Source organism: Arthrobacter sp. TMT4-20 (genome assembly GCF_054510775.1).
The window spans coordinates 90,902-104,791 of record NZ_JBTNDW010000002.1; the positions used below are offsets into that span (position 1 = coordinate 90,902).

At 65.7% G+C, this 13,890-nt stretch carries 8 protein-coding genes; 3 read left to right on the forward strand and 5 right to left on the reverse strand.

The features are described from left to right. Nucleotides 1–173: 173 nt before the first annotated feature. Both ACX80Z_RS03505 and rpsT read left to right on the forward strand, forming a co-directional pair. Nucleotides 174–653: a type II toxin-antitoxin system PemK/MazF family toxin gene (locus ACX80Z_RS03505; protein ID WP_459314918.1), complete on the forward strand. Its 480-nt coding sequence runs from the start codon at nucleotides 174–176 to the stop codon at nucleotides 651–653. 234 nt (nucleotides 654–887) lie between these two features. Then, nucleotides 888–1,148: a 30S ribosomal protein S20 gene (rpsT, locus tag ACX80Z_RS03510; protein ID WP_019482781.1), complete on the forward strand. Its 261-nt coding sequence runs from the start codon at nucleotides 888–890 to the stop codon at nucleotides 1,146–1,148. Nucleotides 1,149–1,533: 385 nt separating this feature from the next. Here the strand turns inward: rpsT and holA are convergent, their stop codons facing one another. The 5 genes from holA to leuS form a co-directional block, all read right to left on the reverse strand. Next, the gene (gene holA / locus ACX80Z_RS03515; protein ID WP_459315007.1) at nucleotides 1,534–2,499 is read right to left on the reverse strand and encodes a DNA polymerase III subunit delta; all 966 of its coding nucleotides are present in this window, start codon (nucleotides 2,497–2,499) and stop codon (nucleotides 1,534–1,536) included. 139 nt (nucleotides 2,500–2,638) lie between these two features. Continuing rightward, a complete protein-coding gene (locus tag ACX80Z_RS03520) occupies nucleotides 2,639–5,203 on the reverse strand; it encodes a ComEC/Rec2 family competence protein (protein WP_459314919.1) in 2,565 nt (854 codons plus the stop codon). A gap of 240 nt (nucleotides 5,204–5,443) precedes the next feature. Next, the gene (locus tag ACX80Z_RS03525; protein WP_459314920.1) at nucleotides 5,444–6,367 is read right to left on the reverse strand and encodes a helix-hairpin-helix domain-containing protein; all 924 of its coding nucleotides are present in this window, start codon (nucleotides 6,365–6,367) and stop codon (nucleotides 5,444–5,446) included. 72 nt (nucleotides 6,368–6,439) lie between these two features. Continuing rightward, the gene (locus tag ACX80Z_RS03530; RefSeq protein ID WP_459314921.1) at nucleotides 6,440–7,528 is read right to left on the reverse strand and encodes a DegV family protein; all 1,089 of its coding nucleotides are present in this window, start codon (nucleotides 7,526–7,528) and stop codon (nucleotides 6,440–6,442) included. Between the two features lie 2 nt (nucleotides 7,529–7,530). Next, nucleotides 7,531–10,029, reverse strand: coding sequence for a leucine--tRNA ligase (gene leuS / locus ACX80Z_RS03535; RefSeq protein WP_459314922.1), 2,499 nt, complete (start codon nucleotides 10,027–10,029; stop codon nucleotides 7,531–7,533). Nucleotides 10,030–10,346: 317 nt separating this feature from the next. On the opposite strand from leuS, the gene ACX80Z_RS03540 reads away from it, so the two are divergent. Continuing rightward, nucleotides 10,347–13,802, forward strand: coding sequence for a bifunctional proline dehydrogenase/L-glutamate gamma-semialdehyde dehydrogenase (locus ACX80Z_RS03540; protein ID WP_459314923.1), 3,456 nt, complete (start codon nucleotides 10,347–10,349; stop codon nucleotides 13,800–13,802). Nucleotides 13,803–13,890: the final 88 nt, after the last annotated feature.

The following is a 13,890-nucleotide window of genomic DNA, read 5'->3' on the forward strand; positions in this document are numbered from 1 at the left end:
ACTGTTGCGAGGGCTGCTGCGCGGCAACCGTTTCAACTACAACGACAGGGTTTGGAGCGAGGTGAACCCACCCCTCGGGCGGGTTTTGTTAAACCAGCCCCGGTTAACAGTCTCCCACGAGCTGGCGGGTGATCTGGAATTGCCTGGACTGGCCAAACTGTATCCTTTACCGCATGTCATTTGATTCCCGATCCTTCCTGCGGCTGGCCCGCACCGTTGTGCGGGCGCTGCAGCCGCCGAAGCGGCGATCCGGACCGGCCCGGAAACCAGCCGCCTACCCTGGTGATTTCACCGGCACCCCGAAGGTCAGCTATTCGCCCCGAGCCGATGATGTCCCGGATGCGGGGGAAATTGTCTGGGCCTGGGTGCCCTATGAAGAGGACCACCGTCAAGGCAAGGACCGCCCGGTCCTGCTGATCGGCAACCACCGGGGCAGGCTGCTGGGGCTGACGCTGACTAGCCGGGACCGGAACGGAACCGGCGGATCGGATCCGGCCTACGTCGATATCGGGTCCGGCTCGTGGGACGTCAAGGGCAGACCGAGCGAAGTGAAAACCGACCGGATCATTCAACTGGCACCGTCGGATGTCAGGCGGATCGGCGCTGTACTCCCCCGGGCGCAGTTTGATCGTGTGGTGGCGCGGCTTGGCTGAGTTATTGTGGCTGCCCAACTTTCCATGCGGGACCTTCCACATGCGGCGCCGCGCTCAGACAGACCGGCTGCCGGGACTAATCCGTGCATCTCTGGTAATCTAGACAGCTGTGTGTCCGCGCAGGTCGACGGGCACTTTAGTCCAATCGCCTACGGTATCCCCACGCCGCTCAGTCATTGGTTGAACTGAATTACCCTCACGACCAGTCCGCAATACAAAGAGAGTTCTAAATACGTGGCAAATATCAAGTCCCAGAAAAAGCGCATTCTCACCAACGAGAAGGCGCGCCAGCGCAACAACTCGGTTAAGTCCGAGCTGAAAACGGCCATCCGCGCCGTAAACACTGCGATCGGCTCAGCTGACAAGGAAGCTGCAACCAGCCTCCTCCAGTCGGCAAGCCGCAAGCTGGACAAGGCTGTCAGCAAGGGTGTCGTGCACAAGAACAACGCAGCGAACCACAAGTCTGCGATCTCGAAGAAGGTCAACGCTCTCTAACCAGAGCCTGATCGTTCGACGATTTCCAGATGGCTGGCCTTCGGGCCGGCCATCTGTCGTTTAACCGGTTGATCCCTTCGCCTTACGCGCCTTCAACCGACCAACGCCGCCTAAAACGGCTGCCGCGCCACATATAACTACAGCGCGAGACGATACCTACCGCGCGAGACGGTACCTACCGCGCGAGACGGTACCTACCGCGCGAGACGGTACCTACCGCGCGAGACGGTACCTACCGCGCGAGACGGTACCTACCGCGCGAGACGGTATCTACAGCGCGAGACGGGTCAGGCGCGGTACGTTCAGGTCGCAGAGAGTGCAAGCGGGTGCGCAGTGACTCGGAGCGCCGTCCGGGCCTAGCGGCACTTCAGACCGTACAGAGCCGCTAGCCGCGGCCAGCGAGGGCGATGGTGGTGACTGCGCGTTCGACGGCGTACACCGGGTCCCGGGAGGCGCCCTTCACCTGGGCATCGGCTTCCGCAAGCACCTGAATGCACTCAACCAGACCTTCGGAACTGAAGCGCTGGGCGTCGCGTCGGGCCTGGTCTACCTGCCAGGGCGCCATCCCGAGCTCTTTTGCTAGCTGTGCGGAGCTCCCCCGCACCTGATGGACCTTCGCAACGGCCCGGACCTTCATCGCAAGGGCCGCCGTCAGGAGTACTGGATCGGCGCCGGTCGCCAGGGCATGCCGGAGCATTGACAGGGCCTGTCCTCCACGGCCAGCCAATGCCGCGTCTGCCACCTTGAACCCGGTGACCTCCACCCGGCCGCCGTAGTACTTCTCGACGGTCTCCTCGGTGATTTCACCGGCCGTATCAGAAATCAATTGTTGACAGGCTGCCGCCAGTTCGGCGAGCTGGGACCCAACTGCTGCCACCAGCGCCCGCAGGGCTCCACCGCCGATCCGCCGGCCCGCGGCCCTGAACTCCTCGACAACAAAGTCTGCCTTGTCCGAGTCCTTCTTCAACGGCTGACAGTCGACAACGGTTGCCCCGGAAGACTTGAGTGCGTCAAGAAGCTTCTTGCCACGGTTTCCGCCGCTGTGATGCATCACCAGCACGACATCGGGGGCAGGATCGGCCAGGTATCCGAGCGTGTCCTGAAGAAAGTCGTCGTTCATCTGGGCGAGGCCGCTCACCTCGATCAATTTGGCCTCCCCAAACAGGGATGGGCTCCCGTGGATGGTGAGATCGCCTGCCTCGTACTTGCCGGCGTCCAGCTTCACGTCTTCAAGGTCTGGACGTGCATCCCGCAGGCTGCGACGAATGCGTTCGACTGCCTGGCCGGCGGCATACTCCTCGGGGCCGCTGAGCAGCACCACTGGTGCGGGTACAACGGTTCGCCAGTGCATCCCTGAGCTTCCAGCTGATTCCTTGCGGGATGCGGCGGGCCTGGAAGTCACTTAGTTGCTCCTGGTGGTTGGTGGATGGAACGAGTCCTCAGCGTCAACTGTGCCACGGGCTGGACCTGCCGCAAAGCGGACAAGGGGGTCAACGGTGGACGCGGAGTGAGTCGTCCTGAATGGAGACCAGAAACGTTCCCAGCTGGTCGGTTCTGGCCACGGTAATCCCCGCCGCAGACAATCCGGCAGTGATAGTTGGGTGTGGATGCCCGTAGTCGTTATCCCGGCCAGCGGAAATCAGGGCAAGCCGTGGTTTGAGGGTGTGGGCCAGGTCGAGCCCACCGTTGCGGGCACCGTGGTGGGCTACTTTCAGGATCTGCACCCCCCGCTCACTGAGTCCGGGGCTGGCTCTCAACATGGCACGCGCCGCGTCCTCCTCCAGATCACCAGTCAGCAGGACGGCCACATCGGGGGCGGCGTCAGTGTCGATGACGACGTCGAGCACAGCGCTGGAATTATTCTCGGAATCTATTGGTGCTCCGGCCTCTGGCCAGAGCACCGTCCAGCTGACGCGGCCATAGGAGCCACCGTCGCCATGTTCTCCAGTCATGCCGGCAATGAGCCGCTCGGGTGATACCTGTTGCGCAGGGACCGCGGTGACAGTCGTGGGAAGTGCTGGTTCTGAGGAGGAGTACAGGATTCTTTGCACCGTCCTGTCCCTCGACACTCCTTCGATTCCACCATAGTGATCGGCATGGAGGTGGGTAAGCACGAGCAGTTCCACGGTGTCGACCGCCAGCCGGTCCAGACAAGCGTCGACGTCGTCCGGTTCGGGACCCGTATCGATGAGGATCACGCTACGTTCGCCGGTCCGGACAGCGAAGGCATCGCCCTGCCCGACGTCGCAGGCAGCAATGTGCCAGGTTCCATTGTCTGGTCTGCCCGGGGGCCACAAGGTGACGGCTGCAAGGCCCGCCACACAACCTACCGCGAGCCACAGCAGGGCACCGATCCCGCCGTGACCGGAATGGGCTTCATTCCGGTTGAACCCGGGTAAAGGGTTCACCTTCGTCGACCTGCCTGGGCCGGGAGTAACAGTCCGGCGCCGGGGGCTGAAAGTCACCGCCAGCACGATTGCCGCCGAGAGCATTCCGGTGAGAATCACTCCCACCGGACCGCCTACCCACGGCAGGGTCGCCCCGGGCGCCGAGGCGAAAAAGGTTGCAACTGCGCCTACCCACGCTGTACCCCAACCGGCCACCAGGACCAGGGGTACCGCCAGCGGTTCCGCGACGGCGATCAACCCGACAGCCGCCATCCCCACGATGGTGACGAACGGTACCACCGGGCTGGCTGCGAGGTTCGCCGGAACCGAGTACAGCGGGAGAGTTGACTGCAACAGCGTCAGGATCGGCGCGCAGAACAGTTGCGCCGCAATCGGAACAGCAACGAGCTGGGCGACCAGCAGCGGCATGAAACGGCTCAGCCTCAATGCCAGTACCGGACCGAACAGGATCAGTCCGGCCGCGGCGGCAACGGACAGCATGAACGCGAAGGAGGCGTGCAGCCAGGGATCGATGGTAAGGAGGACCACCACGGTGAGCAGCAAAAGTGCCAGCGGCACTTTCCCTCGCCCGGATAACACCGCTGCAACTCCGATGCCGCCCATCAGCGCTGCGCGCAACACACTTGGCTCGGGTCGAACCAGGATGACGAAACCAATCAGTGCAAGGACGCCCAGGACCGCCGACGGGAGTCGCGGCAGTCGCAGAGCGCGGGCACCGAGGAAAACGAAGGCCAACAGGTAACTGCAGTTGGCACCGCTGACCGCTGTCAGGTGGGTCATCCCGGTGGTTTGCATATCTGCTGCCAGGCGTTCGTCCAGTGTGCTCCGGTCGCCGATGACCATGCCTGGCAGCAGCCCGCCCTCCCCCGTCAGCCGGGAAGAAAGCTGCGAAAAGTCAGTTCTTAATTCGGCTGGAACGGTAGTCCAGCCGGCAGGCGAGGTCACCTGCGGGCTGGTCGCGGCGATGAGCAGTGCGGCTGCCCGGTCGCCGGATTTGGTGGGTAGCAGGCGCCCGGCCGTGCGCACCGAGTCAGACGCGGCGACCGGATGCCAGGACACCGGGCCAATCACCACCACCGGCGTACCCGCGGTGAACCTGACCCCGTCAAGCGTTCCAGCCGTCAACGTCCCTTCCACCATAAACCGGGAGGATCCGGTAAACCGGTCGGGGCTGATCATCACTGCATCCGACGTCGCGTGCACAACAGCGGTGATCGCGGACTGCTCCTGGACCGCAGTCGATACCGGGCCGGAGGTCCGTGCGGCAAGGCTGGCTGAGGCGGGCGCGCAGACCAGGGTAGCGATGGCCAGCGGCACCACACAGGGTACCGCCACCCGCCTGACTCTGCCCGAGGCAAGGCAGCCGATCACACTGCAAAGGGCCAGCGTCGCCAGCACAACGGCGCCGAGCAGTGCGGAGGAGGCGTCCAGCCGGGTCACCCCTGCTGCCGTGATCCACGCCACCGCGGCGGCAGGCAACAACCGTAAGTCCCGGTGACGGGGTTCGATAACGGCTGTTCGGCTGTCCCTACCCCGCTTCTCCCGCAGAAACCTCTTCCGCCAGCTCGTCAGGGGGCCGATCGGTGTGCTTCGACTGCGCGCCGCCGTCAGGGTCGCTACCGCACGGCCCGCTATAGTGCCGCTCACAGGGACGCTTGCTACAGGGCCGGTCGCAGCAGTACCGCTCACCACAGGGCCGCTCGCTACAGGGCCGGTCGCAGTAGCACCGCTCGCCACCGGGACGCTTGCCACAGGGCCGGTCGCAGCAGCACCGCACACCACCGGTGCGTCGCCCGTCTGGGCGCCCCTTCGGGCGTCCGCCCCCTCCGTCGCGGCCCGGACATACCTCGTCCAGTTGTGCCGTGGTCTCATGACCTAGACACTGACCTAGACACTGACCAGTGGGAGAAGTGCAGCGAGCATGGCCTCACCGATGCCTGGCACTGCGTCGAGATCTTCGGGCCGGGTGAACGCCCCGTGTGCGGCACGCCATTGGACGATCCGCTCTGCCAGCACGGGGCCAATCCTCGGAAGTGTCTCCAGTTCGTCGACTCCAGCCGTGTTGATGTTCACCGGGGCCGCCGGGCCAGTGGAACCCAGAGGATTCGCGGGCGACCCGCCGTTGGCTGCGCCATCAGGGGCAACCGGAGCCGGGGTCTCGCCCTGCAGGGGTACGCGGATCTGCAGACCATCCTGTATCTGAGCGGCCAGGTTGATTGCGGCGAGATCGGCATCGGGGAGTGCTCCCCCGGCCTGATCGATCGCCTCAAAGACGCGGGATCCTGAGGCGAGCTCAACAATTCCGGGACGGGTCACCGCCCCCGCAACATGGACGAGCAGACGTTCGGAGGCTGCCTCCTCCCCCGGCGGCGGAGCCCCTGAGCGCGGTGCTCCAGCTGGCTGCGCCCCGGCAGGCGGTGCACCCGAAGACAGTGTTCCCGAGGACAGTGTTCCCGAGTACGGTGCACCTGACGGCGTGGGTTTCGATGAGGCTGGTGCACCTGACGCGAGGACCGGAGGTGCCGGCTGCCCAGCAAACGGACTATCCAGCGCGACCGAGGTGATCTCCGGTGCCGGCGCGCCCCGGAGCAGGAAAAGCCCGAAGGCGATCGCAAGTGCCAGACCAAGCACCACGAAGGATACGCCACGACCGATTGCCCACCGGCGCCCACTATCGGCTGGCGGACCGGGCGGATCTAAAGCCTCGGAATCCTCATATCCCAGGGAGGGATCAGCAGCCCCGATCGGATCCGGTCGAAACCCCAAAGCGCCGCGGGGCGGTGGGCTGGTTGCCCAACGATGTCTGGCCATGGGTCGAGCCTAGGATTTACCGCCAGGGGAGGGAGACCGTACGGCTGCGTATGTGGGTAAACCCAGTAGCACTCAGTCGGGAGTGGACGGTCGAGCGTCGCCGTCGTCGTCAATCCGCCCTGCCACGGCGATAGCGATGACTCCCAGCCCGGTGTGGGCAGCCAGCACTGCCGGGAGTTGCGCCAGGACTGTCCGAACTTCGGGGTGGCGCTCCTGGAGGTTCAGTGTCAGCTCCTGCACCTGGGATTGATTGCCGAAGTAGTGGAAGGCGACCACGGCGCCGGGCCTCCCGGCAAGGTCCGCTTCCACCAGGTCCAACAGGCGGGCGGTAGCCTTGGGCAGGGACCTCACCTTTTCGAGCGGCAGGATCCGCCCCTCCTGCACACTGAGGATCGGTTTCACCGACAACAGTGTTCCCAGCATGGACGCTGCCGCACCGATCCGGCCCCCTTTACGAAGCTGCTCCAGGCTGGGTACCAGAAATCTGACCGTCGACGAATCACAGACCGCGCGCGCTACCGCTGACGCCCCAGCAAGGTCGACCCCGTCACGCGCAGCCGCCTGGGCCGCCGCCACACCGAAACCCATCGCCATCCCGACCGTCCGGCAGTCGAGCACCTCCACCGGGATGGAGACGGCCGCCGCCGCCCAGCGCGCCGCGTCGGTGGTCCCCGACAGGTCGCCCGAGAGGTGCACCGAGAGGATTCCCGTCGCTCCGTCGGCTTCGAGCCGCCGGTAGACACTCTCGAACTGGCCCGGCGACGGCCGGGACGTGCGCACCTCGGCGCCTTCGGCCAACGCCACCGACAGCGGCCCGGTCAGGTCGTCCGTGCCCTCACCGAAGATCCGTCCGGCGATCATCACCGGCATGGGCACGACGACGACGCCACGCGCGGCACCCCCGGCTGCCAGCCACTCGGGCGGTATAGCCGCAGCCGAGTCGGTCACCACAGCGATGCGGGACGGTGCGGCGGCCTCCTGCGCGGCACGGGATCCCGACGGACGGACCCACAGTCGCTCCAGCCACCTCATCGAGTACCAGGCCGCAGAACCGGTTTTTGCCGGCGTCCGTGGTGCCTGTTCCGCGGCCGACGGGCGTGGTTCAGCCGACGCCGGACCACCCTGTCCTGCTGGAGACTTCACTGCTTTGTCGGCCCGCATGGTTACTCCGGAACGATATTGACCAGCTTCGGAGCCCGCACAATGATCGTCCGGATTCCCCTGCCGTCGAGGGTCTTCTGGATCTGGGGACTGGCCAGCGCCAACTCCCGCAGCGCATCCTCGGTGATGTCCGGGGACACCTCCAGCCGGTCACGGACCTTGCCCTGCACCTGTACGACGGCGACGACAGTCTCCTGCACCAGCAGCGAATCGTCGACCGCGGGCCAGCCCGCTGTTGCCACCGAGGCTGGGTGCCCCAGCCGGTTCCACAGGTCCTCGGCGGTGTAGGGAGCGAAGAGGCTCAGGATGATCGCCACCGCCTCCGTGGCTTCGCGGACAGCCGGGTCGGCGCCCCCAACGCCCGAGTCGATCGCCTTGCGGGTTGCGTTGACCAGTTCCATCACACGGGCAATGACCACGTTGAATTTGTTGCCCTGCAGCAGGGCAGCGCTGTCCGCCACGGTCCGGTGGGTGATGGACCGCAGCGCGCGGTCGCCACCTGAGACGTCGACGCCGGGCGCACTGGTCACGTCCTGACCGAGCCGCCAGGCACGGGCCAGGAACTTCGACGAACCCGACGGCGAAACATCCGCCCAGTCGACGTCGTCCTCGGGCGGGGAAGCGAACACCATGGTCAGCCGGATGGCGTCAACGCCGAACTTGTCCAGCTGCTGGCTCAGGTCGACGCCATTGCCGAGCGACTTGCTCATGGCCTTGCCGCCGTTGAGCACCTGCCCCTGGTTCAGGAGCGCCGAGAACGGTTCGGTGAACCCGATCAGGCCCAGGTCGAACAGCACCTTGGTGAAGAAGCGGCTGTACAGCAGGTGCAGAATGGCATGCTCAACGCCGCCCACGTACTGTCCGACGGGCAGCCAGCGGTTCACTGCGTCGGTATCGAACGGCGCGTCGGTGGTGTCAGGGGATGCGAACCGCAGGAAGTACCAGGAGGAATCGACAAAGGTGTCCATCGTGTCGGTGTCCCGTTTGGCGGGCCTGGCGCACTGCGGGCAGGGCACATTGACCCAGTCCTCGACGGCGGCGAGCGGCGAGGTCCCCTTCGGGGACAGGTCGCCGCCGCGCAGGTCTTCCGGCAGCGTGACGGGCAGCTGGTCGTCGGGGACCGGTACTTCGCCGCAGGTGGCGCAGTGGATGATCGGGATCGGGGTGCCCCAGAATCGCTGCCGGGACAACAACCAGTCGCGCAGCCGGTAGTTGACCGTGTGCTCGCCGGTGCCGTGCTCGGCGACCAGATCGATGGCGCGGGCAATGGCTTCGTCCTTGCCCAGTCCGTCCAGCTCACCGGAGTTCACCAGGGTGCCGTCGCCGGTGGTGGCGATCCCCGACACCGCCGGATCCTCGGCACCGGTGTCCACGACCATTCGGACCGGCAGCTCGAAGGCGCGGGCGAAGTCCAGGTCGCGCTGGTCGTGGGCGGGAACGGCCATGATGGCGCCGGTGCCGTAGTCGGCCAGCACATAGTCGGCGGCCCAGACCGGCAGCTTCTCCCCATTCAGGGGGTTGATCGCCCAGCGGCCGGTAAACACGCCGGTCTTTTCGCGCTCGGTCGACTGCCGCTCGATCTCCGACAGGGACTTGATGCCCTCCCGGTATTCTTCCAGCTCGGCCCGGTGGGATTCGGTGACCAGGTCCAGGGCCAACGGGGCGTCTGCCGCCACCACGAAGAACGTGGCGCCGTGCAGCGTGTCCGGCCGGGTGGTGAACACGGGAACGCTCTGGGCCGGCTGCCCGTCGGCCTCTGCGATGACGAAGTCGACGTGGGCACCCTCGGAGCGACCAATCCAGTTGCGTTGCATGGCCAGGACCCGCTCGGGCCAGTGACCCCGCAGCTGGTCCATATCGTCCAGCAGACGATCCGCGTAGTCGGTGATCTTGAAGTACCACTGGTTGAGGCTCTTCTTGGTGACTGGGGTGCCGCAGCGCTCGCAGGCGCCATTGACTACCTGCTCATTGGCCAGCACCGTCTGGTCTTTCGGGCACCAGTTGACCGGCGAGTTTTTCCGGTACGCCAGACCCTTTTCGAAGAAGCGCAGGAACAGCCACTGCGTCCACTGGTAGTACCCGGGGTCGGACGTGTGCAGCCGACGGGACCAGTCAACGCTGATCGCGTAGCGGCGGAACGAGTTGGCCTGCGTCTCGATGTTGGTATAGGTCCATTCGGACGGGTGTGCGTTGCGCTGGATGGCCGCATTTTCGGCGGGCAGCCCGAACGAGTCCCAGCCGATGGGGTGCAGGACGTCGAACCCCTGCTGCCGGTAGTAGCGGGCGACGACGTCGCCCATCGCGAACGCCTCGGCGTGCCCCATGTGCAGGTCACCTGAGGGGTACGGGAACATGTCCAGCACATACCGGCGCTCCCGTGAGCCGTCGTCGGCTGGCTTGAACGGCTGGAGCCGGTCCCACTCCGCGGGCCATCGGGCTTCGATGTCAGCGAAACTGTAGGTGTTCTCGTCCGGTTGCCCGGCGTCGGGTTGCGTGCTCACTGTTGTTGCCCTGTCCTCTTGATCAATTGCCCCTAGACACACAAAAGCCCCTCATCCAGGGAGGGGCATGCCGCACGGTTGACTGTGCGGCTAGCTAAGGAGTTGTACTACAGACATGCGACCACTCTAGCGCAGATTGGCGACGGCGACCTGTGGCGCGGGTTACGATGATCCTGGTACGCGCGCACGCAGGTCGCGCACTGCCACGCCGAGGCGGAGTGCGCCCCCGGCTGATCGGCCACCGGCCCCGCAAGGGGAATACCACCTGATACCAGGAACCGATGACAGTGGCCCGTCACATTGTGAGGCACGATCGCATGACACAGCTCTTTCCCACAGCCGATCCCGCTCCCGCAGACCTGGGTGACGACGCCGTCGCGCTGGTCCGCCGCTGGCTGCACCTGGACGACGTCCGGCGCCCCGAACCGACAGTCACCCGTGGGTCGCGGTCGGCGCAGCTCCTCGCCGAGGTCCTGAAGGACGACGCCGGGCTGCAGTTCACACTGGGCTTCGTTGACCGGGTCATCCGGCCCGAAGACAACGCGGTCGCTGCACGCAACCTCTCAAAGCTGGCGCGGCAGACGCCGTCGTTCCTGCCCTGGTACATGCGCGGCGCCGTGAAGCTTGGCGGCGCGCTCGCCCCGACGCTGCCCGGCATCGTGGTCCCGGTGGCGCAGCGGGTGCTCCGCGAAATGGTGGGACACCTGATCGTTGACGCCCGCCCCCAGAAGCTGGGCAAGGCCATCGCCGGTTTGCGGGGCGAATCTGTTCGACTCAACATTAATCTGCTCGGCGAAGCGGTACTCGGTCATGAGGAGGCAGACGCGCGCCTCGCGGGAACCAAGAAACTGCTGGCCCGCGACGACGTCGACTACGTCTCCGTCAAGGTGTCCTCGGTGGTGAGCACCATGAATCTGTGGGACTTCCACGAGACGGTGGAGCGGGTCGCGGAGCGGCTGCGCCCCCTGTACCGGTTGGCTGCCTCCTCCCCGGCGCCGAAGTTCATCAACCTCGACATGGAGGAATACCACGACCTTGACCTGACCGTGGCGGTCTTCAAGCGCATCCTCGACACCGAGGACCTGCTGCATCTCGAAGCGGGGATCGTGTTGCAGGCCTACCTGCCGGACGCGCTCGGCGCGCTGCAGGACATCACCAGCTGGGCCACCGAACGTCGTGCTCGTGGCGGTTCGGCCGTCAAGGTGCGGCTGGTCAAGGGCGCCAACCTGGCAATGGAACTCGTCGACGCGAAGGTTCACGGGTGGGAGCCCGCCACCCTGCCGTCGAAGGAAGCGACCGACACCAACTACAAGCGCTGCCTCGATTGGGCGTTGCGTCCGGACAACGCGGAGGCGGTCAGGATCGGCGTCGCCGGTCACAACCTGTTCGATATCGCCTTCGCACGCCTGCTCTCCTTGGCGCGCGGCGTGGAGGATCGTATCGAGTTCGAAATGCTGCTCGGGATGGCCGAGGAGCAGGCGGAGGAGATCAAGAAGGACGTCGGCTCGCTCCTGCTGTACACGCCGGTTGTGCACCCGGCCCAGTTCGACGTCGCCATCAGCTACCTGATCCGCCGGCTCGAAGAAAACGCGAGCCAGGAAAACTTCATGTCGGCTGTCTTTGAGCTGAACAAGAGTCCGCACCTGTTTGAGCGTGAGAAGCAGCGTTTCCTCGCCTCACTGGCCGCTGTGGATGCCGTGGTGCCGGGTCCCAACCGGGCGCAGAGCGTTGACCGGTTCGTGGAAACTGCACCCGGCGAGTTCGCCAACCAGTCCGACTCCGACCCGTCGCTGCCCGCCATCAGGGACTGGGCCAGCGAGATTCTTCAGCGGGTTCCGGAGTCAACCCTGGGGGTTGAGTTGGTGGAAGCTTCCTGGCTGGACACCAACGACGACGTCGAGCGCACCATCGCGGCGGCCCTTGCCGGCCAGCAGGAATGGGCGTCCCGGACCGGCGCCGAACGGGCCGAGGTGCTGCGGAACGCAGCGGCCCGGCTCGCAGCGATCCGTGGTGACCTGGTGGAAGTTGCTGCCAGTGAGACCGGCAAGACGGTTGCCGAGTCCGATCCGGAGATTTCCGAGGCGATCGACTTCGCCAACTATTACGCACTGCTCGCCGAGGAACTGGACCAGGTGGAGGGCGCCGAGTTCGTGCCTGCACGCCTGACGGTCGTCACGCCGCCGTGGAACTTCCCGGTGGCCATCGCCGCGGGGTCGGCTCTGGCACCATTGGCGGCGGGCAGCGCCGTCGTCGTGAAGCCTGCACCGCAGGCCAAGCGTTGCGCGGCAGTGCTGGTCCAGGCGCTGTGGGACGCTGGGGTGCCCCGCGAGGTGCTGCATTTCGCGGATGTTGAGGAGGGGCCGGTGGGTCAGCACCTCATTTCGCATCCGTCGGTGGACCGGGTCATCTTGACCGGTGCCTACGACACCGCCAAGCTGTTCCGCAGCTGGCGCCATGACCTGCCGCTGCTCGCGGAGACCAGCGGCAAGAACGCGCTGATCGTCACTCCCAGTTCGGACCTCGATCTTGCCGCGGCCGATGTCGTCAAGTCCGCGTTCGGTCATGCCGGGCAGAAGTGCTCGGCCGCGTCGCTGGTGATTCTGGTGGGTGCGGCCGGGAAGTCGGCGCGGTTCCGCAACCAGCTGGTTGACGCAGTGGCGTCGCTGAAGGTTGGTTACCCGGAAGATGCGGCCACCGAGATGGGCCCTGTCATCGAGCCTGCTGAGGGGAAACTGCGCGACGCGCTGACTACTCTTGGCGAGGGTGAAACCTGGCTGGTCAAGCCGAAGCAGCTCGACGACACCGGACGGCTGTGGAGCCCCGGCGTCCGCGCTGGAGTGAAACCGGGCAGCTACTTCCATCTCACTGAATTTTTCGGTCCGGTCCTCGGCGTGATGCACGCGGACTCGCTGGCACAGGCGATCGAATGGCAGAACGCCAGCCCCTACGGGCTGACGGCAGGCATTCACACCATGGATGGCGATGAACTCGCCCAGTGGCTGGACGCTGTCCAGGCAGGCAATCTGTATGTGAACCGCGGCATTACCGGTGCAATTGTTCAGCGCCAGCCGTTTGGTGGCTGGAAGCGTTCGGCTGTCGGGCCGGGCGCGAAGGCTGGTGGCCCCAACTATCTGATGCACCTGGGCAGCTGGAACCCCGTCGAGCTGCATCCCGGAAACGTTCATGCTCCGTTGAGTGGGCCGGTCCGGGATCTGCTGCACGCAGCCGATATCCCCGCCGTCGACCAGGGGTTCCTGGCCCGGGCGACCGCGGACGATCAGCGTCATTGGGTCAGGTCCTTCGGTGCCAATCGCGATGTGTCGGGCCTCGGGGTGGAACGCAATGAGTTCCGTTACATTGCCGGTGCTGTGACGGTGCGGCTCAACGAGGCCGGCACCCTCGCTGGTTTGGTCCGGGTCCTCGCTGCCGGCCTGCGTGCCGGTGCCTCTCTGCGGGTTTCGACGGCTCACCCGCTACCGCCGGCTCTCACAGCGGCGCTCTCGGCGCACAACATTGAACACGGCGTGGACGACGACGCCGCGTGGCTGAAGCACGCACCCACGGCTTCCCTTGGCCGGGTTCGGCTGATCGGCGGCGGCTATTCGGAACTGTGCGCGGCCACTGACGGGGATCCGGATGTTGCCATCTACGCCGGACCCGTCACTGAGTCGGGTCGGATCGAGATGCTTCCGTTCCTGCACGAGCAGGCTGTCAGCATCACAGCCCACCGGTTCGGCAACCCGGACAGCGTGTCGCACACGGTGCTCGGCTAGCGGATTCGTTCGCGCTAGACAGCAAAGACAGATTGTTCCAGGCCTGGGAATGACTCATTCCGGTGGCCGGAACAATCTGTCTGAGGCA